The organism is Geminicoccus sp., assembly GCF_035556675.1.
Taxonomy (GTDB): domain Bacteria; phylum Pseudomonadota; class Alphaproteobacteria; order Geminicoccales; family Geminicoccaceae; genus Geminicoccus.
Genome location: NZ_DATMFZ010000170.1, coordinates 1 through 20,994, shown reverse-complemented (window position 1 = coordinate 20,994; position 20,994 = coordinate 1). Strand labels below are relative to the sequence as shown.

The window sequence follows — 20,994 nt, the reverse complement described above, 5'->3', positions numbered from 1 at the left end:
GTCTTCCAGAAGCACACCTCTGCAGGCACCAAGTCGACCCGCAGTGGCTACTTGGTATCTGCACCCTTTGTGATCACCCGGAGGTTCAGTGCTCCGAGGTCAGCGCGCGAAGCTGCCGTTTGCCGTGCGTCCGGCCGGTCTGCTCGATCTCGACCTCGTCGCGGCGGACCATCTCGCTCACTGTCGCAACGCGCTGCGTGCGTTCGGTGCGGATGACGACCTCCTCACGGAGTCGCCTGCGCTTCTCGACTGTCGGAACCTCTTCGGTCTCGACCACTTCGACCGTCACTTCCGTCAGGATCTCTCCCGTCGTCTCCCCGCCTGCAGGACGCCGGCGCTCCACGACAACCCTCTCGCTCTGCAAGGTGACCTGCCGCTCGACCAAAGTCTCAACGACGAAGCGATGGATACGCGCCGTGCCGCGGCTCTCGGTACGCTTGCCGACCTCAAGAACCTCCTCGCCGAGCGGGATCACCTCCTCCATCCCGGAGGGGCCCCGTGCCGGCGTGGAGCTCTCCGGCTGCCGCATGTTCTGCATGGCGCCGATCCAGGGCCACATGAACATGTTCGTCAGCGCAGTGGCCTGCGCCTGAGCGCGTCGGCGCGCATCGCTGGACGCGGCAGCAAAGGGCGGGGTTACGCCCGTCGCCTTCACCGCAGTAGCGGCCGGCGTGTCGGCAGCAATCCGCCGCGCTTCGGCTCGGGCGCTTTGCTCGGCGGCAGCGCGCTCATGCTCCGCCGTTTGCGTCTGCTTGGCCCGAAGTTCAGCCTGATGGATCATGAATTCAGTTTGTTCACGCTCCTGCCGCTGCTTGGAACGACGCTCTTCAGCTTCGTCCTGCTTGGCCTTTTCGGCTTCAGCTAGGCCTGCTTCCATCTTCTCGGCCACGTCCTGCACCTGCTCATCGCTGAGCGCACGCTGTACTGCGGGCAGCAGCTCCTTTTTCTCGTCGCGGGCGTGCTGCCGGAAAGTCTTCTGCAGCTCGGAAATCTTCTCAGAGAACACTTGGTCGTTCTTCGGCATGGCTTCGAGCTCGGCCAGCTTCGCCCGCAGTTCCTTGTTATCGCGGATCGCCTCGGCGACCAGATCCTTGGTCTCAGGATTCTTTCGGAGAATCGGAAACAGGTGCTGTTCCTCAAGGCTGATGTGAAGCATGAGCTCGGCCTTGAGCTCGGCGAACAGTCGTTCCCTGGTTTTCACTGCACCGTCCGAAGTATCCGTTAGGCGAGAAAATAGCTCAGCGACTTTGGCCGGACCGTTCTGCATCATCATTCTAAAATTCATCTCGACATTCTCCATGGAGAAATGCAATATAGTGAGCCCGGAATATTTCCCATACCCACGTTCGCGGCATATCAAAATGAGGATTTCTTGATTTCGTTCGATAACATTCGGGAGCGGAATCAATTTGAGAAATCCAAAGGCCGAATTAAGCAATGTTCTTTGGAGATCCCAAAGCTGCCGTCCGGACACTTCGAAATACCCCGCTGCTGAGGCGCTGAGCTCATTCACTGCCTTGTCTCAGCCGAGGCAGTGAGTCGGCAGGTCAGCCGGGCTTCGTTGATGCCGACGAGCGGCACGCGGCACTCTCCGCGGCTGGCGATCCGCGGGAGCGTCTTGCGGCCGTGGCCGACTTCGAAATCCTCCGCCCGGTGCTGGATGCGACCTTGGGTCGGTCAGGCCTTGGCCGCGGTGGTTGCCCGCCCTACGACGCCGCGCTAATGTTCCGCATTTAGTGCTGCAGGCGCTCTACAGCCTCTCGGGCGTGCAGGGGGAACTCCAGCTGCATGACCGTCCGAACTTCATGCGCTTTGTTGGGCTCGCCTGCTGTACGAGGCGGCGCCAATGCCAAGGCAATCTGGTTCTACCGCGACCAGATCAAGCAAACGGGCGCCATCGAAGCCTGTTCCGCTGCTTGGACGAGGCTCTGCCCGACAAGAGCTGCCTCGCCATGGGCGGGCAGATGATCGATGCCGCCTTGATGGCCGCATCGCGCCAAAAGCTCACCATCAAGGAAGGCCATCATCCGGGAAGGCGGCGCACCGGAGGGCTGGTCCCGCGCCAAGCGGGCGCAGAAGGACGGGGATGCCCGCCGCTCAAGCGTAGCAGAGCCAGGCTCAAGCCCGAAGGCTCGCAGCACCAGGCCATTCAAATCGCTGTGCCCGCCTTCGGCTACAAGAGCCATATCGGCGTCGACCGGCATCATGGGCAGAGCCGCCGCTGGACGGTCACGGATACCGCTGAACACGACAGCCGCAGCTTTCGCGCCCTGCTCGATCCTGAGAACACCACCAGCCGCATCTGGGCCGACACAGCTTACCGAACGAAGCACAATCTGGAGGTCCTCGAACGCCTGGGCTGAGAGCGCCTCCAGTTCCGCAAGTCGCCGCGGCGCGGCCTCTCCGAGCTTCAAGTCGAGGTCAATGCGTCACGTGCCCGGATCCGCTCCAGCATCGGGCATGTCGTTGCCGCGCAGAAGCACCGCATGGCGCTGTTCGTGCGCGCCATCGGCCTTGCCTGGGCACGAGTGAGGATCGTCATTGCCAATCTCGCCTACCTTCTCACTTGCCTGGCCTGGCTTGGCATCCGAGTTGCGCTCGGATAGCTCGGCAATCGTTCCAAACACTGCTACTGGCTGCCCCAGGCTCAGCACTCAGCCCCGCCAGCAGAGCAAACCCGCGCTCTCCGCGCCTCGCTTACCCCTCGGCATACCAAAAACGCAGGTTGTTAGAGGTCTCCATCCGTATCAAGCGTGTTGTCGCACGACAACGATGCCACTCATCCTGTGGCAGCAGGGCCTAGGCTGAATAGCGCACCTCTCCGCACCGGCAGAGGATGCAGGAAGAACAGCATCACCTTCATGCCCCGGCAACGCAAGGAGCTCGGCCACTCGCAATTCACCACCATCCCGACACTTGGCAGTACCACATAGTGTAGCGGCACAAGGAACCTGTCAGCGGCGCAATCCTTGTGAACTGCAGGCTGTGCGGAACTAAAGATCTGCCGCGATCATCGTGGTTAAAGCCATGCCGCCGCAGAGATCACGCGAGTGCTACCCGTCGGTCAGGTCGCCGTGTCCTCATCGAGACTGATGCGGCACCTCGCGGAGGCCATGACCTCGTTCGGCATCCGCGGCCCGGTTGTGCCCGTGCGCTACTTCCCCCGCCCAGCTCTGAACGGCCAAGCCGCCACCGTCAATCGTCGAGGCAGCGTAAGCAGCAAACCATCGGCCGGGTGCACAGACCAAGTTCACCGAGGGCTCGGCACCTGCTTCGCTCTCATGCGCGCGGTACGAGCCCCAGGCGATCAGCGCGCCAGAGGACGTGACCTCGACGCGGTCAGCCATGACGTGGATCTCACCATCCGGCGCCAGATCGGTTTTGATGCACCAGTAAAGCCGCCCGTGCTGCCCAGTGCCCTGGATCGCCTCGGCCATATGCCGCTCCAATTCTTGCTGGCGTGCCGTCCGGGCCGCAGAGCGGCCAAGCGCACAGTGCTGTCTGTGAGGCATGCTCGAAAACCGAACCATAGCATGTACTATAGCTTCAGCAGACGAGTAGAAATCTTCGATGACGCCGAGTTGCACGAAGCCAAAGTTGAAGAGTTAGGAGGCCGCACCAGTTCTTGTAAGGAGCGAAGACCTCGGAAGAGGCACGCCTGAGGTGCGGAGGAACAACTCTCGGACGGCGGCAGGAAATTTGGCTGTGCCCTGGACCAGAAGGAGGCAGGCGTGGCCGGCTATGTAGGCCCCACGCATGTTGCAAAGGCGGCCAGGTGGGTGGCGGCTGAGCTGACCTTCATTGGTCAGGCTGCTGGCCTGATCGCCGGTCCTGCGACCTCCAGCATTGCAGATTTCCAGATCTGGGCCACCATTGCATAAGCCGCCACCGTTGTTCTGCGCCGAGGAGGTCCGCGCTGTAACGCCTGGTGCGGGCGTGCTCGGCTAACAGGAACGCGGTGAGTTGGCGCGCCGAGGGGCGGCCACCCCAGGGGCGGCTGCTGTCAATCCCGACGTCGTCTATGCCGGCACAGGGAAGCTCTCGCCGTCGCCTAGCGGCGCTGGCGGATCATGGCGATGAAGCGAGGAGAGGTGTCATGCTTGTTCGTGAGCTCATGACGACTGGTGTTCTCTCGGTATCACCGACTGTGCCGGTGAAGGCTCTCGTCGCGCTGCTGGCTGAGCGTGCGCTTCCTGGGGTGCCCGTTATCGACGCCGCTAACCGCTTGGTGGGAATGGTGACGGAGTCCGACCTGTTACGCCGGCTGGCGTTATCGGATGAGCCACAGCTCACCTGGTTCCAGAGCTTGTTCGACAATCATGATCGGGCCGCTGACCGCTACGCACGCGCGCATGGAGTGACCGCAGGGGATGTGATGACGCGTGCACTCTGGACGGTCGATGAGAACACCACGGCTGAGCGCGCCGCGAGAATGCTTGAAGAGCACAAGATACGGCGGCTGCCCGTGCTTCGTGAAGGACAGCTCGTCGGCATGGTATCACGGACCGATCTGTTGCGGGCTCTATTTCCGTCGCCCGCGAACGGGATAACCTTCGCCACGTCGGACGATTCCATTCGTTCTGCCATCTTGGCCAGTATGCGGCAGCAGCCATGGGCGACTGCGCCGCTGTTATCCTTTGAGGTAGGCGGTGGGGTGGTCGAGCTTCGTGGATATCATAGGTCCGAGGCAACTCGCCGAGCGCTTTCCGTGCTGATCTGGGAAGTTCCAGGAGTTACGCGCGTGCTTGATAACGCGACTGAGATGCCGCCCAACAGCATGTCGGCTTAGCGTCCTGCATCCATCGCGTCCCCAACAAGCGTACCAAGCCGCTGGAAGCATGAACAGGGGCGGACTTCGCAGCAAATGGCGCTCTCCCTCGCCGGCAGCGCTCCCACGGCAACAAGGGCAGAAAGCTTCGTCGAGAGTGCGCGGGCGAGGGCGTCAGCGGCAGCATGGCCTGCTTCACGCACCCTGCTGGTGCTGCCAGTGCCGGCCCGGAAGGTAAGCTGCACCAGAGGATCGAAGCAATGCAATTCCATCAGCAACAGGAGAGCAAGATGAGATGGATTACCTTCCAAACCGAGGCCGGCGGATTGCTCAAGGTACAAGCGCAGCACGTCGTAGCGATCTACGACGAACTTGGACACGTCAAGCTGTCGACTGCCGCGGGCGGCGTTCACACGCTTGCTCCCGGCACCAGCGTGCAGAAGGCTGCTAGCCAGTTCGGTGAGGCGAGTGGAGTTGAGAACAGCCAGGCCCTGCTAGCTCCGGATGATTAACCTATCTGCTGCGGAGGCCCCGGAGAGGTGACTGGATGGTGCTGACGGATGCGTGGTGGGCGGTGCTGAGCCCCTGATCAGAGCCTGTCGCCCGCACCGCAAGACGCAGCACCATGATCTCCGACGCACGATCGAGGCCATCATCTGGCGCTGCCAGAACGGCGCCAAGTGACGTGTGGTGCCTCCTGAGTACTGAGCTTGGTGGGATGGCGTCACCAGACCCTTATCCGCTGGGCAGGCATAGTGTATGGGAACGCCTACTCAATTTGGCGCAGCAGAAGGGCGTGCGGCTGGGCATGGCCTTCCTAGACAGCAGCAACATCCGCGCCCGTCAGAAGGCTGCAGATGCGGCAAAAGAAGGAATCCAGAGCTGGATGCCGCGCGCGTGAGGCTCTTGGCCGATCACGTGGTGGCTTGGGCACCAGGGCTGCGTGATTGCCGATGGTGCTGGAGGTGCCGTCGCGTTCCATCTGGCGCCTGGACAGGACCACGAACTGCCAGTGGCTTGCACCTCTACCCAGCCACCTGCCCGAGGTGCCCGCCTGGGTCGCGGCCGACCGCGGCTACGCCAGCCAGGCACTTCGTCAGCGCATCTGGAACATCAACGCCCGTCCCGCAATCCCGTCATGGCGGTACGGTCGTAGGCACTGCTTTCCACACGGTTACCTGCCCGGCATGGGTCTACAACAACCACATCCGTGTCGAACGGCTCTGGACGTGCCTCAAGGAGTGGCGTGTTTTCGCTATCCGCCATGAGAAGCCTGTCCCATTCTTCCTCGACGTCCTCCGCCTCGCGGCATCGCTCGACTGGCTCAAGAGCTAACGGGCCTTAATTGCAAACTGGAGGAGACCACACGGCCGTTGCGTCCCTTCCCCCATCGGCGCCAGGCAGCCAGCGCGGCGCGGATGCCCTCTACCTGCAGCGCCCCGAAGGGAGACCTGCCATGACTATCATCGTTTCGGTGAAGATCAACGACGGCATCATCATGGCGGCCGACAGCGCCGGCACTATGGGCAGCGGACAGGTCTACGCTCACGCAAACAAGATCACGAATCTCTGTGAGGGCCTGCCCGTTGGGGCGATGTCCACAGGGGCAGGCGGCATTGGCAACGAGTCCGTCGAGACTCTTCTAAAGGACCTGCGGCGACGCTTTGCAGGGCGTGAGCCGAGCCATCCCGAGTGGCGCCTAGCTCCCTCGGATTACACCATGGAGCAGATAGCCGGACAGCTCCGCACCTTTCTGTTTGAAGAGAAGGCCATGCTTTGTCCCGAGCCGACCGACTTGCAGCTCCGCCTTTGCGGCTACTCTGCCGGCCGGCCACTCGCCGAGGTGTGGGAAGTGAGCATGGCGGGGCGGAACTGCCCGCCACCGCAGCGGATCATGGACGAGACCAGCTTCGGAGTAATGTGGGACGGGCAGTATGAAGCGCTCAACCGCCTGATCCTGGGCCTTGGATTCGACATTGCTGATGCGATGAAGAGGCACGGCGTGGCACCGCAAGACGCCGCCAGGCTGCAGGAGGAGTTGGTTCGTGACCTTTACGCGACACTCTCCGTGCCTGCCATGCCGATTCAGGACGCGATCGACTTGGCACGCTTCCTGATCGAGACCACGATCGGCTTCGTCCGGTTCGCTGTCTTCCTCCCGAAGTCCGTCGGCGGTGCGGTCGAGATTGCCGCTATCACCAAGCATGAAGGATTCCGTTGGGTGCAGCGGAAGAGCTTCTATCCTGCGGAAATCTATAAGGGGGGCTGATGTGCAGGATGGAGAAAAAGGTGCCATCGGCAGAGCCGACGGGGTGACCCTCACCCGGGCTGCATCAGCTAGGTCGTCCAATCCGGCTGCGCTGCCGGCAGGAGCTGGGGAAAGGCGCTCATCGATCAGCTGGGTACGGGCCTGCGCCAGTCTCTTGAAGGGCGGGCGAGTCATCAGGGTCGGCATCGGTGCGACCTCGGTGGCAGCCTGCATGTTCACGGATCGCGCCAGCCCTTGGCGCGGTCGGATCTGCCGTCGGGGAAAGCCAAGATGAGGAGAAGAGTGCTTGGTCTAATGATCTTCGGTCGAACGCCAGAGCGTCGTCGGCGTAGGAGCGCAGAAGCGGCCTATAGGCGCCGGACCAACCATCGTTCCTGCCGATAGGGATGATCATTCTTTCCGCAATCCCGGAGAGGAATTGGGGATCCCATAGCAACAGCGCCAATGGGCCGCATCCTGCGGCCCATTCCCTTTAGGAGGGAGAGGCGATCATGAACGCTCCCCGCATTCTGTTGGGTGCCGTCGCCCTGCTCGGGTTTGCCGGGCGCCGTCCCCGCCCAGACCCGCCCGGAATCGGTGACCTAGGGCGAGAGCTTTGCCAACCAGTATGCCCCGGAATTCTGGGGCAACATCGTCGGCGGCGGCTTCGCCCGGGAGACCATGCGCGGGGATGACAGCACGATCCTCTATCCCGACCCGACCCTCGGCCAGCGGGCATCCGGCATTCCCGCCTTCGTCGGCGGGCACAATGGCGACGTGGTCTACCGGCCCAGCCCGAACGTAATGCCGGCGAGCGCCGCCAGCCGTCAGTGCTGAACCGGTGAATGGCTGCCGCGCCCCTGAAGGCACGGCGCCGCCTGCGGCCGGAAGACCGGCGCTGCGCCTGCCCCCACCCTCTCCCTCTTCGTCCATCCTGCGCTGACCGCCGAGTTGCGCGGGTTGGTGGTGGGCGTGCACGACGGCGATACCCTTACCCTGCTGACGCCTGAGAAGCGTCAGGTGAAGGTCCGCCTAGCCGAGATCGACACCCCGGAGAGCCAGCAACCCTATGGCATCTGCGCCCGGCAGGCGCTGGCCGACCTGACCTTCCGCCAGGAGGCGCGCGTGGTGGTGAGCTCGCGTCCTTAGTGGGCGTAGAGGATCTGATGTTCCATGCGCAGTTCTTCTCGGGCTAGTTCCAGGCTTCGTTCGATGGTGACGAGGATCACTCGCGCTTCCTGCGCCTCCCGGACGCGTCCAGCGCGCTCCAGGCGCACGACCAGCGCCTGCTGCTCGCCGAGCAGTTCCTGAGCTTCTTGGAGATGCTGCTCTACGCGGCCAAAGGAGCTCTGAGCCGTGCCAGCATTGGACACAATCTGCATTGGCTTCTGTCTCCATGTTTGCCAACTAACAGTTGCAAACATGGGGATCATCACACGCGTTCGCTTCCACGCTTCCTCGCTTCCTCGCGAGGCGCTGTGAGTTCCCGAAGCCGCTCATAATCCGCTTGGGTTCGGGGGATCGAGCTCGGCGCAGGCATCCGGCAAGCATCCATCCATTCTCTGAACAGAGCCGCATCGCAGACGCTGTGGACTGCCTTCCTCAACTCCACAGGCTCTTCGTCAGACGCCACAAGGAATCGCCTGACCTCCCGGCCAGCCCGGGGCAACTCGGCCAGGAGGACTGGGCATGAGTGCGCCAATTGCCCCCGATTCGTACTTTGTTCTAAGCGCTAGCGGCTGGGCGGTCGAGTCTCAGCGCGAACCTTTGCTTCAGCCCCAAGCGGAGAGGCAGCCGTCCAGCCAAGCCAACCTCCACCTCCCGCCACACCTGCGCGAGATCTGCGCCCTGCTCACCACCGGCCTGCTGCGGCTCCGCAGCCGCACCGCTGAGGACCTCGCCCGTGACGCCGCGATAGCCCGGGCCTCGGGAGAAGTTTCGCTACACTTCTGCGCCCCGCAGAGCGGTCCTGTGGCTTCCCCGACTCGGAGCCCCGCATGACTCGACGCGCCACCGCCCACAGGCCGGAGGTCCCGCCGCTAGAGCCCGGCAGCCGGCCCCCGCCGCCCCTCCCCACCATCCCGCCCGCCGACGTGCTGGGCCGCCTGGCGGCCCTGCCAGGGGCCAACATCCAGGACCTCAAGCAGCAATGGCGCGCTCTTTGGCACCGCGCCGCCGCCCTACAACCGCAAGTTCCTGACGCGCCGCCTCGCCTATCGCATCCAGGAGCTGGCCTATGGCGGCCTGAAGCCGGAGACGGTGGCCCGGCTGGAGGCGCTCGGCGAGCAGCTCGACGGCGGCAACGTCGTCCTGCGCCGGATCCGCGCCAACGATGGGCCGGTGGCCGGCACCCGGCTGGTCCGGGCGTATCAGGGGGTGGAGCACACGGTGACCGTGCTGCCGGACGGCTTCGAGTATGAGGGCCGGCCCTACCGCTCGCTGTCCGCCATCGCCCGGCACATCACGGGCACCCGCTGGAACGGCTGGGCCTTCTTCGGCCTGAAGACGCAACGGGGCGCCGCATGAAGCGCAAGGGAACTGCGGTAGAGGCCGCCCTCCCCGCGACCCTCCGCAAGCGGCGCTGCGCCGTCTACACCCGCAAGAGCACCGAGGAAGGGCTGGACCAAGTCTTCAACAGCCTGGACGCCCAGCGCGACGCCTGCGAAACCTTCATCGCCAGCCAGCGGGCGGAGGGCTGGGTGCTGGTCCCCGACAATACGACGATGGGGGCGTCTCGGGGGGCACGCTGGAGCGTCCGGCCCTGCAGCGGCTTATCCAGGACATCCAGGCCGGGTTGGTGGACGTGGTGGTGGTCTACAAGATCGACCGCCTCAGCCGCTCGCTGATGCACTTCGCCCGGCTGGTCAAGGTGTTCGACGCCCACGCGGTGACCTTCGTCTCGGTGACCCAGAGCTTCAACACCACCACCTCCATGGGCCGGCTGACGCTGAACATCCTGCTCTCCTTCGCGCAGTTCGAGCGGGAGGTGATCGGCGAGCGGGTGCGCGACAAGTTCGCCGCCTCCCGGGCACGCGGGCTCTGGAGGGGCGGGCCGGTGCCGCTGGGCTACACCGTGCGCGACCGCAGATTGGTGGTCGACGAGGACGAGGCCGCGCGGGTGCGGCGGGTGTTCGAGGGCTTTGCCGCCACCGGTTCGGCCACCCGGCTGGCCGTCAGCCTGCGCCAAGAGGGCGTGCGGACCAAGGCCGGCCGGCCCTTCGACAAGGGGGCGGTCTACCGGCTGCTGCACAACCGCACCTACCTCGGCGCGGTCACCCACAAAGGGCAGGTCTTCCCCGGCGAGCATGAAGCTATTGTGCCGCAGGCGCTCGGGGATGAGGTCCACACCATTCTGCAGGGGAGCCCGCGGGCGCGGGCCAACCAGAACCGGCGGCAGAGCCCGGCGCTACTCAAAGGCCTGATCTTTGGGCCGGACGGGCGGGCGATGTCCCCCACCCACACCCGCCGCCGCGGGCGGCTCTATTGTTACTACGTTAGCCAGGCGGTGCTGAAGGGCGGCGCCGACGAGGGCCCAGTCCGTCGCCTGCCGGCCGGTGAGATCGAGGCGGCGGTGCTCGACCAGGTCCGCGCGCTGCTGTGCCAGCCGGAGGTGATGGTCGGCACCTGGCAGGCGGCGCGGGCCGAAGCGCCGGAGCTGACCGAGGCCGCGACGCGGGAGGCGCTGGAGCGGCTGGACCCGCTCTGGGACGAGCTCTTTCCGGCCGAGCAGGCCCGCATCGTCCGGCTGCTGGTCGAGCGGGTGGAGGTCAGCCCCAGCGGCGCCGGTGTGCGGCTGCGGATGGCGGAGCTCGCCAGCCTGGTGCGCGACCTGGGTGGCGCGGCGGCAGCTCAGGGGGCGGCATGACCGCAGCCACCAGCATCACGGTCCGGGTGCCGCTGACCATCCGCCGCCGCGGCGGGCGGAAGCGGGTGGTCACGCCGGAGGGCAGCGCTGGCAGCACCGCGCTGGCCCGCACACGGGCCGATCCAACCCTGGTGAAGGCGCTGGCCCGGGCGCACCGCTGGAAGCGGCTGCTGGAGAGTGGGCGCTCCAGCTCGCTCAGCGAGTTGGCAGCGGCAGAGAAGATCGACCGCTCCTATCTCGGCAAGATGCTGCGGCTGACATTGCTGGCGCCCGATATTGTTGAGGCGATCCTGGATGGATGCCAGCCAGCCGGCTGCGACCTGCCGCGGCTGATGGAAGCACTGTCGGCGGCTTGGTCCGCGCAGCGTGAGGCGGTGCGCGACTGCTGAGAGAGGCTGACCCTAATTGTCCGGCTGTGAAGCCATGTCGGCCTGCCTGTTGAGGTGGGCCACCAAGCCCTCCGGCAGCTTCAGCCGATGCGCCAAGGCCTGGAGATAGGCCTGCTCCGCCGGCTCGTCCGGATCGACCGCCAGGCAGGAGACAAGGTAAATCTCCGCGGCTTGCTCTGGCGTGCGCGCCGCCGCCGCGACTTCGCTCACGCCGACCGGTGTGTTGAGGGTATCGAAGACGAAGGCTTTGGCCTCGGCGTCCAAGCCCGCCTTCTCCACCTGCTCGAAGATGCGGTTCCGCTCGGCAGTGTCGATGTGTCCATCGGCGCGGGCCGCCCCGATCATGGCGCGGATCAAAGACAGCTCGAACGGCTCGCCGCCCGTCGCCGGGGTTGCGCCCGGCAGAAAGCGCTGTTCCACGGCGTCGGCGTCGCGCAGGGTGGCCGACGGCGCGGACGCCGGTGCCTGCCCGTCCCGCCAGCTCTGCCAAGCCCGATGAGCCAGGGCGCCCAGGAGGGCAGCGCCACCGTGGCTCAACAATCCCCCGCCGCGCTTGCGGCTCTTCTTGCCCATCAGCGTACCCAGCAAGCCACCGGCCGCCGCGAGGCCGGCAAGACCACCCGCAGTGCCGCCGCCGCCGAGGGCGCGCTGCGCCGCCTGCGCCAGTTGGTCAGCCGTCGAGCGATTGCCGCTCGCATCGCGATCGGATGCTTGCGGCGCGCCCCAGGGCGAGCTGTGGCGACCGCGCTGACGGTAAGCAACAGCTCCGTCCGAGCCAAGGAAGCGGTCAAGGAGAGCTTTGGCGTCGATCATGGCCTGGATATCGGGACGGCTCCGACAGCGCACAAGATGAACTGCAGTTCATGGTTCAATACGACACTTGCGCGCGGAGCAGGGAAGCGCGGCCTCGCCGTCGGCGGCGGGTCAGGCGCTCCCTACTCACGTGCGCGACCTCGGTGGCATCCGCCCTGGCTAGAACGCGGCATGACTACGGTCAGCAGCATCACGGTCCGGGTGCCGCTGACCATCCGCTGCCGCAACGGACGGAAGCGGATGGTCACGCCGGAGGGTAGCGCTGCCAACATCGCGCCAGCGCGCACACGGACCGACCCGGGCCTGGCGAAAGCACTGGCCCGGCCGCATCGTTGGAAGCGCCTCGTGAAAGAGGAGCGGTACTCGTCCCTCAGAGAACTGGCCGAGGCGGAGAAGATCGCCCGCTCCCACCTCGGCAAGATGCTGCGGCTGACGCTGCTGGCGCCGGACATTGTAGAGGCAGTTCTGGGTGAGCGGTATCCGGATGGTCTATCAACGCTGCAGGCCTTTCAGCGCCCCCGACTTCCTGGCGCACAGTACCAACTCTTTTGCGTTGCCTGCCTGTCGCACGCCGCGAATTACTCCGCCTCTTGAGCTACAGCGCATCTTGCCGCCGCCAGTTTCCTCGTTCCAGCGAGCGCGATTCTTTTGTTGGAGCTATCCTTGCTCCTGCCTCAGTTTCCGAAAAGCCGCAGCCCGTTGTTCTGAATTAGGCGCTGAATTCCAGGCAGATTGGTGTAAGGATGACAATGCACCTTTACATCACGGCTTTGAACAGCACCTTCCAGCAAGAAGGGCAGCTCCCGTCCGCCCTCGCGCAAGATTAACGTCGGGATATTTCGCGCGATTGCGATGCCGGTGGTGACCAATACGCTGGTGCCCGCTGGCATGCTTTCCGGTAGGATCAGCACGTAACGCTTGGCGCCGCGCAGCGCTGCTAGTTCCGCTTCGAAAGCCGTGGCTGGAGTCTCGTATTGCAAGGACTCCGGCCGGGCGAGGAGGGGCGTGTAGACGATGCGGATGTGCTCGAGCTGGCGCAGTGCCACCTCTACGCCACGCACCAGCTCGACTGCCGCCTTGCGGCCAGCCTCGTCAGCGCCGAAGCCGGCCATTGGGGCGGCGATAAATACGTCGTTCTCAGTAGTCGATCCGGTCGCGATTTGCTCCGAAGCTTGCGCACCCGCCGGGTTCCCCGCGAAGGCCCCGCCACCGTGCGTCGCTTGCCGCAGCAGCAGCCATCCAACAAGCACGGCAAGCGCGCCGGCCACCAAGCTCCCGATCAGCACAGCAATCTGCGTCGTGCGATCCTGGATCTCGGGCGCCTTCCAGATTGCCGCACCAATCAGCGCGAGGCCGCCGACAAGCGCCGTTCCTCCAACGCCGAAGCTGTTGGCAACATCGGCCACGCCGCCGGCAATACCGTTAGGCGCCGCGTCGTCAGGCATGGCGCGCCTCGTCGCCGCGCATGGCGTCTCGGAACGCCGCAATCTGCGCCGCCGCCCCGGCAGTATCCTCCAGTCGTCTGATGCGCAGTGGCGGCAGTAGGTCGCGAGCCCTCACATCGACGGCTTGTCTGAGCAAGTAAGGCAGGTCGGCAGCATCGCGCGCCAGCAGCAGGCAAGGAAGGCCCAGCGCCAAGGCGTAGCCTGTCTCCACCAGGGCGCTGGTGACGATCTTATCCGGATAGATCAGGACGAAGAGACGCGCGGCACGCAGCGCCTCAAGATCCTGCCGCAGCGCCTTCTCTTCTCCAGTGAACCCCCCGGGTTGAGTGATGTCAGTACCCGCGAAGTAGACCTGGTCCATGCCGTAAACAACCGCGAGCTGCTTGACGACGCCGAGCACGCTCTCGCGTCCGGCGGCGTAGCCCTTGCCAGGCAGTCCGCTCATGGGGGCGGCAATGAACGCATCGTACCCGCTCGCGGGTGTGCCGTGGGGGTCAAGCATTGCACGACAGTGATCCTCAGTAGGCAGAAAGGACAAGAATTAAAATGGTGCGCTGGCCTGCTGAGCGCCGAGCATCGCCTAGCCGCCAAACAATCTCGAAAGGCGCTGCGACGGCTCGAGCTGCTCTGGGACGAGTTGTTCCCGTCCAAGCAGGCCCGCATCGTGCGCCTGCTGGTCGAGCGGGTAGAGGTCAGTCCGACCGGCGCCGACGTCCGGCTGCGGGTGGCGGGGTTGGCCAGCCTAGTGCGCGACCTCGGCGGTGTCCGCAGCGACGAAGCCCAGAGGGCCGCATGAGGACCGCCAGCAGCATCACCGTCCGCGTCCCGCTGACCATCCGCCGACGTGGTGGGCGGAAACTGATGGTCACGCCGGAGGGCAGCGCCGCCAACCCAACGCCGGTCCGCACCCGCGCCGATCCCGCCCTGGTGAGGGCGCTGGCCCGGGCGCATCGCTGGAAGCGGCTGCTGGAGGGCGGCCGCTACGCCTCTCTCAGCGAGCTGGCGGCCGCCGAGCAGATCGACCGCTCCTGCCTCGGCAAGATGCTGCAGCTGACGCTGCTGGCGCCGGACACCGTCGAGGCGATTCTGGATGGGCGGCAGTCGCCAAGCCTGGGCCTAGTAGCGCTGCTTGAACCTATGTCCAGCAAGTAGGACGAGCAGCGTTCAACGATTAAGAGGCCTGTGGACACAGCTTAGTGGCCCTAGGCACAGAAGGTTGGGCGACGTCCTATTGCTCCCCCGCTCTAATCTCCCTCATAGACGGAGAAGGCAAAATGACAGCGGAGTTTGAGGGGCCCTATTGGCGGCGCCCAAGTTGGAGCGGTTGGACAACCATTAGCAGGCCTCGTAGGTGCGAGAGGGTCATTCGCCCGCAGGACTAGGCTGACCCGCCTCCACGGTTACCAGCAAGCCCGCCTCGCGAGAGAGCGATCCAATGCTCTCCAGCCGCACAACCGTAGCCGACACGAGTTGCCGCAGCTGAGCACTCACTAGCTTGAACCCCATAAGTCGAGGAGCATTCACTGCAATCTCCTCGAGGCTAGCTCCAAGCCCCGTCCGAGCGATCTGCAGAACTGCGGCTTCCAACTCTTTCGGTGGTAGCGTCTCCAGTTTGCGTAGGGACGCAGATGCTACGCCGCTGCGGTCGCGGACGGTCACGGGCTGACCTGGAATAGACAGAAACCTACCGTCGCGGGTGAGCTTTCCTCTCTGTACTCCGATATCGGCCCCCCGCTCAACCGCGGCTTGGATGCGCCCTCCGGCACGCTGCAGTCCCCAAGCAGTGCGCAGTCTCACCACCACCTCGTCGATATGCACCGGCCCCTCCACAGCGACGACTTGCTCAACGAGCTCGGCCATACGACCGCTGGGTACCTCGTGCATCTCCTGGCCGAGCGGTACCTGGGGTGTGGCTTCCCGGTAGGAGAGGGCCTGCGCTCCGCCTCCCTCAGCTCCCGTTAACCCACTCTCTGCGACGTCGCTTCGCTCGACGGTTACCACTTCGATGGGCACGGCACGCCCGGCGAGCTGGCCCGCCTTCTCGCGTTCGGCCAACTCGGCCCGCGCGGCATCGATGACTTTGGCAATTCGTTCCAGTTGCTCCACAGGCCGCTGGAACCAGTCGGATCCCCACACGCGGTGGATGATCCAGCCATGGTCCTCGAGCACCGCCTGCCGGAGGCGGTCGCGGTCCCGTGCAGACCGGGAGCTATGGTAGGCCGCCCCATCGCACTCGATGCCGAGTAGATAGCGGCCCGGGCGTTCAGGGTCAGCAATGGCGAGGTCAATGAAGAAGCCTGCGATGCCTACCTGGGGATGGACCTGGTAGCCGCGCTCCTGCAGCGCGCGCCCGATCTGCTCCTCCAGGACGCTGTCCTGCTCCCGTCCGCTGCGGTGGGCGACGTCGAGCCTGCCGGTCCGGGCGTAGTGAAGGAACAGCTTCAGCGCGAACACGCCCTTCCCCTTGGCGCGCTCCAGGTCGATGTCCTCGTCGGTGATGGAGGCGAACACCTCGCAACGGCGCTTGGCGCGGCTGATGAGGACGTTCAGGCGCCGCTCACCGCCGTCGGCGCCGAGCGGACCGAAGCGCATGGAGAAGGTGCCGTTGACGTTCCGTCCATAGCCCACCGAGATCATGATGACGTCGCGTTCGTCACCCTGGACGTTTTCCAGGTTCTTGATGAAGAACGGCTCGCCCGGATGGGAGTGGAAGAATTCCTCGGTGTCCGGATTCAAGCGCCGGAGGAGTTCGAGCTCGTCCTGGATGGCCCGGCGCTGGCGGCTGGAGAAGGTGGCGACGCCGAGCGAGTGGCCAGGATTGGTCTTGGCGTGGCGGATGACCTCCTGCGCCACCAGCTTGGCTTCGGCGGCGTTCGTGCCCGTCCCGCCGGAATCGAAGACGCCGTCCGGCACGTGCCGGAACGTCAGCCCCATCCCGGCCTCCCGCGTGTACGGGCTGGGAACGATGAAGAGCTTGCTCTCGTAGAACTGGCGGTTCGACACCGCGATCAGCGACTGGTGGCGGCTGCGGTAGTGCCAGCGGAGCATGCGCTGCGGCAGGCCACGGGCCGTGAACAGGCCGAGGATGCTTTCGATGTCGGCGACGGACGCGCCGTCCTCGTCGTCCTCGACGTCCCCGCCGGTCATCTTGGCGAAGAAGCGGGTCGGCGGCAGCTGACGCTCGTCGCCGACCACCACCACCTGACGGGAACGCGCGATGGCGCCGAGGGCGTCCACCGGCTGGATCTGGCTGGCCTCGTCCATGACAAGCAGGTCGAAGGTCATCTTGCCCGGCGTCAGGAACTGGGCGACCGAGAGCGGGCTCATCATCATGACGCGCTTCAGCGCCTGGATGGCCGGTCCGGCGCGCTGGACGAGTTGCCGAATGGGCATGTGGCCACGGCGCCGGGCGATCTCCGCGCGCAGGACACCCACCGGCCCCATGCCCACCTGGGCCGGGATGCGGCTGTGGTGCGCGCGGACGACCTCCAGCCGGGCAGCATCGATGCGCTGGAGGTCGAGGTCCGCGAACTCCCGGGTCCTGGCTCCGTGCAGCGTGCCATCAAAGCGGCCGAGTTCAGGGTCCGCTTCCACCAGGTTGGCGAGCAGAGCCTCGTGATACGCTATCTGGAAGGAGGGAATGGCATCGACGGGTGCCAGGCGGCCGTCCTGCAGGCGCTGCACGAGCGGCGCCAAGCCTGTCTCGCGGGCGCGGTCGGCGCGTTCCCGATAGGACACCCACTTCGAGAGTTGCTCCCCATGGGCCAGCCATTCTTGGAGCCGCGCGGTCAGTTCGATCAAGGAAACGCCGTCCGGGCTCTCGTTGCCGAACAGCGAGGCCGCGTCGGCCCGGAGGGAGGCGAACACCTCCTCTGTTTCCTTGAGCAGGTTCTCCTGACCGGCCTCGACACGCTGCAGGGTTTCGACGAGGCCGGTCCGATCAGTGACGCGGGAGGCCAGTTCGCGGATGTCCTGGTTCGACGCAATCCAGTGCGCCCCCTGGGCCAACCCGCGCCAGTCGGACCGCTCGCCTTGCCACGCCCGGCCGAAGGCCGCAGCGCCAAGGAATGCGCTGCCCTCAATGGCGCGCGACGCCTCCTGCCGGGCGGCAATGCGGCGCAGGACGTCCAGCCGGCCAGACGCCTGGATAGCGGTAGGCGCCGCAGCGGACGCCACCTCGTTAGCCGCCGCCAGCGCAGTGATCCTGGCTGCCAGATCCGGCAGCACTGCCCGTTCGTCTGAAAAGCTGTCGCCGAACAGGACCGAGACATCGCCACCGGCATCAGCCCGCAAGGATTCCAGCTTCGCCCGGACTTCGATGTAGAGGGTCTTCAACGCGGTCGTCATCTGCGACAGCGCGGTGCGCTGGGGCGTGCGACCGGCGATCATACGGGGCTCGGCGCCCAGCCCCCGCAGCGTGCGCATCCAGTCCACCAGGGCGATGAGCGGCGCCGACGCCGACTTCTCGCCACGCCAGTCGGCGCCGAAGGCCGACTTCCCGAATTCGTGGCCCTCCTTGATGGTCCGGATGGCGGCCTGGCCCTTGGCCAGCGTGTCCAACCGCTCGAGGAGTTCAGGCAGGGGCGCTTTCGGATCCCGCACGACCGTGCGCATCAGTGCACTGGCCTGCCGCCACTCGCTGTTCAGCATCTTGAGGATGCTGGTATGCGTCGCCAGCGCCTGCCGGGCCCGGCTGACATCGGTCGTCCAGGCCGCCTCGAGGAGGCTGTCGCCCAGCGCCGCCTTCGCTCGCTCCAACAAGGCAACGGCTTCCGCCAGGTCACCGGCCTGCTCGACGCCGTGGTCCCAAACCGTGGCAGCGAAGGCTTCCGGGCTGGCATCCGGCGCGGCCGCCACGCGTTCGCCGGTGGCGATCAGCCGCTCCAGGCTGGCCAAGGTGCGCTCGCCACCGGGGCGACCGAGTTCCGCATCCAGCTGGTCGGCGCCCGTCAGCAGCCGCGGCAGCGCGTCCTGCAGGTGCCGAACATGACCGAAGGCTGCAGCACCAAAGGCAGGAGGCAGGCTGGTGAACGCGGTGATCGCGTCGGCGACCGGCGCCTCCAGGCCCGCCGGGGTCACCTGCCCTTCCAACCCGGCGGAGAGCCGCTCGAACTCGCGGCCAGTCGCCAGCAGGCGCACGACCTCCTCGGCCTTGTCGGACCAGTGCGGCCAGCCCAGGGCGGCCGGATCAAGGTCTGGCGCCGAGGCGACGCGCCGCCCGAGGGCGGTGAGCAACCTGGTGGCGGCGAAGCTGGGCGGGACCTCGGTTTCCAGTATCTGCGCCAGGGCAGCCTGCGTGGCGGTCCAGCCGCCGAGTTGGCTCAGCAACTCGGTCAGGCGGGCCATCATTCGCTCGACGGTCGTCGGCAAAACGACGTCAAGCCCGACGCCACGCCAGGGGTGCTGGTCGGGCAGCCCGATGTCGAGGACGCGCTCTGCCATCTCGCCGACCAGCGCCTGGCGTTTGGCGACGTCCTCCCGGCTCCAGGTCGGCGCGGCGGGCAGGTCGAAATCGACCGGGCGGCGGCCGTCCTGCTTCAGCCGAGCCAACTGGCCGAAGACCTGATACGGAGTCAGCCCTGCCACGGGGTGGACACGGTGAATACGTTCGACATGCGCGTTCAGCACGTCTCGGGCCTCCGTGAGGCGCCGGGTCAGCGCATCCGGCTTGTCTCCCTTAGGAGTGCCGAGATCCCAGGTCCGCCGCAGCTCTTCCAGGAGAGAACGCTTGTTGGCCTTGTTGCTGTGCAGTTCGAGGCAGGCGTCACCCACGCCCGCTATGTCGAGGCGGCGCTTCACCACCTCGAGAGCCGCCATCTTCTCGGCCACAAACAGCACGGTCTTACCGTCGGCGATGGCGGAGGCGATGATATTGGAGATGGTCTGCGACTTGCCCGTGCCGGGCGGGCCCTGGATGACAAGGTTGCGCCCCTGCCGGACATCGTGGACGGCCAGCGTTTGGGAGCTGTCGCAGTCGACGATGTGCAGCATCTCGGCCGGAGGGATGTGCCGGTCGATCGGTGTGTCCTCGTGGAGGAGCTCCTCCCCGCCGTCGAACCCGTCCGCCAGCAAGGCTCGGATCATCGGGCGGTCAGCGATGGTTTCGTTCTGCGGCCAGTTCGCCGGGTCGAGGTCGCGGTACATCAGGAACTTGGCGAATGAGAAGAAGCCGAGGACGATGTCGTCTGGCTTGACCTCCCAGCCCTCCTTAGTCTCGACCGCCTCAGAAACCTCGTCGAAGTAAGCGGCCGGGTTGAACTCGTCGCCCGGGTCCAGTTCCGGGAGTTTCAGGGCATGGACTCTATCCAGGTAGGCCTCGAGGGAGAGGTTCGCCGACAGGTCCTCCGGACGGGCGCGGAGCCGGAAGCGCTCCCCGGCTGTGCCGCGCTCCAGAATGACCGGCACCAGGATCAGGGGCGCATACCGGATGTTCGCCGCGTTCTGCGGGTCGATCCACTTCAGCATGCCGAGCGCGAGGTAGAGGACGTTGACACCCTGCTCCTCCTCGAGGGTCCGGGCATCGCCATAGAGGTCGAACAGCCGCTTCTGGAGGCCCTTCGAGGTCATGCGTGTCTGAAGCTTGGTGTCGGCGTGACGGCTGGCGGTGCCCCGCTCATCCACTGCCTCGTCTTCTTCCGGCTGCGGCAGTTCCGCCAGAAAAAGCTCCCTCTCTACTTTGCCCTCGACCTTCTCCTGGGCCGTTTCGCGGCCCGGGAGGAAGGTGAACGCCTTGCTCTCGCGAACCAGCAACCGGAAGACCTCGGCAGACCGCTCGTCAACGACGTCGACCGTGCGGGCTGTCTGCGAAAACCTAGGTACGTTCAGGAGGCGGTTACGTGCCGATAAATCCAGCAACTCAGCCCGTGCTCTCTCCAGCTTGGTAGTGATCGGGAGGTCACTCTGGAATACCGAAACTGGCGTGTCCGCCATGCCTAATTCCGCTCAGCTTTAATCAGGAAGGTTACAATCAGGACAGGAACGCTCACGCGCCCGTCAAGATTATGCACCTTGGCGGCGACATTATTCTACTTCCGATTTAGCCGTTCGAGCATGCGGTGAGTGGCCGGACTGCTCAAACCGAACTCGTTCAGACGTTTACCCACGCAGGAATCGAACGGCTCCCCTTAAGGGCCACGAACATCGGACATTACGCCAGGGGTATAAGTTGCTGATTTCCCTATCCCCGGGACCTTAGGACTAAACCGGCCAAGTCCCCGGGTCCGGAGAGAATCCGCCGTTCGGAGAAAGAATCCCCGCCCTCTCCGGCCTCTGCACTCCCGAGGTCCTCGCGCCAACCCAGGCGAAACCTGGGCTTCCAGGCGCCCTCGGCCCAACCGGAGAGCGAGTTCTCAAGAAGGAAATGGTGTCCGCGGCGGGATTCGAACCCACGGCCCCAGGATTCATACCACTTCGGCTTTCGCCGCCGCCCGTGAGGACGTTTGTGGTCTGGACTGTCCCTCCACCCT

18 protein-coding genes and 3 pseudogenes are annotated in these 20,994 nt (G+C 65.5%); 14 read left to right on the top strand and 7 right to left on the bottom strand.

Annotation, left to right across the window (positions count from 1 at the left end; genetic code table 11):
- Positions 1–85: 85 nt before the first annotated feature.
- Positions 86–1,513, bottom strand: coding sequence for a DUF2382 domain-containing protein (locus tag VNS22_RS12990; protein ID WP_325733052.1), 1,428 nt, complete (start codon positions 1,511–1,513; stop codon positions 86–88).
- 403 nt (positions 1,514–1,916) lie between these two features.
- Between VNS22_RS12990 and VNS22_RS12985 the strand changes: the two genes are divergently transcribed.
- Positions 1,917–2,363, top strand: coding sequence for a transposase (locus VNS22_RS12985; protein WP_325733050.1), 447 nt, complete (start codon positions 1,917–1,919; stop codon positions 2,361–2,363).
- A 717-nt stretch (positions 2,364–3,080) separates the two neighbouring features.
- Here VNS22_RS12985 and VNS22_RS12980 read toward each other — a convergent pair.
- The gene (locus VNS22_RS12980) at positions 3,081–3,437 is read right to left on the bottom strand and encodes a hypothetical protein (RefSeq protein ID WP_325733048.1); all 357 of its coding nucleotides are present in this window, start codon (positions 3,435–3,437) and stop codon (positions 3,081–3,083) included.
- 294 nt (positions 3,438–3,731) lie between these two features.
- Here VNS22_RS12980 and VNS22_RS12975 point away from each other — a divergent pair, with 294 nt between their 5' ends.
- The 7 genes and pseudogenes from VNS22_RS12975 (at position 3,732) to VNS22_RS12945 (ending at position 8,165) form a co-directional block, all read left to right on the top strand.
- Complete coding sequence (locus VNS22_RS12975; protein WP_325733046.1) at positions 3,732–3,881, top strand: hypothetical protein; 150 nt, start codon at positions 3,732–3,734, stop codon at positions 3,879–3,881.
- A 215-nt stretch (positions 3,882–4,096) separates the two neighbouring features.
- Positions 4,097–4,789, top strand: a complete 693-nt coding sequence (locus tag VNS22_RS12970; protein WP_325733044.1) for a CBS domain-containing protein — start codon at positions 4,097–4,099, stop codon at positions 4,787–4,789.
- Between the two features lie 164 nt (positions 4,790–4,953).
- Positions 4,954–5,280, top strand: coding sequence for a hypothetical protein (locus VNS22_RS12965; protein ID WP_325733042.1), 327 nt, complete (start codon positions 4,954–4,956; stop codon positions 5,278–5,280).
- A 52-nt stretch (positions 5,281–5,332) separates the two neighbouring features.
- Positions 5,333–6,103, top strand: a pseudogene (locus tag VNS22_RS12960) (IS5 family transposase).
- Positions 6,104–6,224: 121 nt separating this feature from the next.
- Entirely contained in the window at positions 6,225–7,037 is an 813-nt protein-coding gene (locus VNS22_RS12955) for a hypothetical protein (RefSeq protein ID WP_325733040.1), read from the top strand.
- Positions 7,038–7,697: 660 nt separating this feature from the next.
- On the top strand, positions 7,698–7,853 hold the full coding sequence (locus tag VNS22_RS12950) for a hypothetical protein (protein ID WP_325733038.1): 156 nt from the start codon (positions 7,698–7,700) through the stop codon (positions 7,851–7,853).
- Positions 7,854–7,988: 135 nt separating this feature from the next.
- On the top strand, positions 7,989–8,165 hold the full coding sequence (locus tag VNS22_RS12945) for a thermonuclease family protein (RefSeq protein ID WP_325733036.1): 177 nt from the start codon (positions 7,989–7,991) through the stop codon (positions 8,163–8,165).
- On the opposite strand, the gene VNS22_RS12940 is transcribed toward VNS22_RS12945, so the two are convergent.
- A complete protein-coding gene (locus VNS22_RS12940; protein ID WP_325733034.1) occupies positions 8,162–8,398 on the bottom strand; it encodes a hypothetical protein in 237 nt (78 codons plus the stop codon). The two genes, VNS22_RS12945 and VNS22_RS12940, sit on opposite strands and share 4 nt — an antisense overlap.
- 615 nt (positions 8,399–9,013) lie before the next feature.
- On the opposite strand from VNS22_RS12940, the pseudogene VNS22_RS12935 reads away from it, so the two are divergent.
- From VNS22_RS12935 to VNS22_RS12925, 3 genes and pseudogenes are all read left to right on the top strand, one after another.
- A pseudogene (locus VNS22_RS12935) lies at positions 9,014–9,542 on the top strand (DUF2924 domain-containing protein).
- Positions 9,539–10,881 (top strand): annotated as a pseudogene (locus VNS22_RS12930) (recombinase family protein). Before VNS22_RS12935 ends, VNS22_RS12930 begins: the two co-directional pseudogenes overlap by 4 nt.
- Positions 10,878–11,270 carry a hypothetical protein gene (locus VNS22_RS12925; RefSeq protein ID WP_325733032.1) on the top strand — a complete coding sequence of 131 codons (393 nt, stop codon included), beginning with the start codon at positions 10,878–10,880 and terminating at the stop codon, positions 11,268–11,270. Before VNS22_RS12930 ends, VNS22_RS12925 begins: the two are co-directional and overlap by 4 nt.
- 12 nt (positions 11,271–11,282) lie before the next feature.
- Here VNS22_RS12925 and VNS22_RS12920 read toward each other — a convergent pair whose 3' ends face one another.
- Positions 11,283–12,083 carry a tellurite resistance TerB family protein gene (locus VNS22_RS12920; RefSeq protein WP_325733030.1) on the bottom strand — a complete coding sequence of 267 codons (801 nt, stop codon included), beginning with the start codon at positions 12,081–12,083 and terminating at the stop codon, positions 11,283–11,285.
- A 171-nt stretch (positions 12,084–12,254) separates the two neighbouring features.
- Between VNS22_RS12920 and VNS22_RS12915 the strand changes: the two genes are divergently transcribed.
- A complete protein-coding gene (locus VNS22_RS12915; protein WP_325733028.1) occupies positions 12,255–12,677 on the top strand; it encodes a hypothetical protein in 423 nt (140 codons plus the stop codon).
- Positions 12,678–12,757: 80 nt separating this feature from the next.
- On the opposite strand, the gene VNS22_RS12910 is transcribed toward VNS22_RS12915, so the two are convergent.
- Complete coding sequence (locus tag VNS22_RS12910) at positions 12,758–13,528, bottom strand: hypothetical protein (RefSeq protein WP_325733026.1); 771 nt, start codon at positions 13,526–13,528, stop codon at positions 12,758–12,760.
- On the bottom strand, positions 13,521–14,030 hold the full coding sequence (locus VNS22_RS12905) for a hypothetical protein (protein ID WP_325733024.1): 510 nt from the start codon (positions 14,028–14,030) through the stop codon (positions 13,521–13,523). The genes VNS22_RS12910 and VNS22_RS12905 overlap by 8 nt, the downstream gene beginning before the upstream one ends.
- A 9-nt stretch (positions 14,031–14,039) precedes the next feature.
- Between VNS22_RS12905 and VNS22_RS12900 the strand changes: the two genes are divergently transcribed.
- Together VNS22_RS12900 and VNS22_RS12895 are read left to right on the top strand one after the other, a co-directional pair.
- On the top strand, positions 14,040–14,324 hold the full coding sequence (locus VNS22_RS12900) for a hypothetical protein (protein WP_325733022.1): 285 nt from the start codon (positions 14,040–14,042) through the stop codon (positions 14,322–14,324).
- Positions 14,321–14,680 (top strand): hypothetical protein, encoded by a 360-nt coding sequence (locus VNS22_RS12895; RefSeq protein WP_325733020.1) that lies wholly within the window; start codon positions 14,321–14,323, stop codon positions 14,678–14,680. The genes VNS22_RS12900 and VNS22_RS12895 overlap by 4 nt, the downstream gene beginning before the upstream one ends.
- Before the next feature lie 210 nt (positions 14,681–14,890).
- Here the strand turns inward: VNS22_RS12895 and VNS22_RS12890 are convergent, their stop codons facing one another.
- The gene (locus tag VNS22_RS12890; protein WP_325733018.1) at positions 14,891–20,458 is read right to left on the bottom strand and encodes a DUF3320 domain-containing protein; all 5,568 of its coding nucleotides are present in this window, start codon (positions 20,456–20,458) and stop codon (positions 14,891–14,893) included.
- Positions 20,459–20,994: the final 536 nt, after the last annotated feature.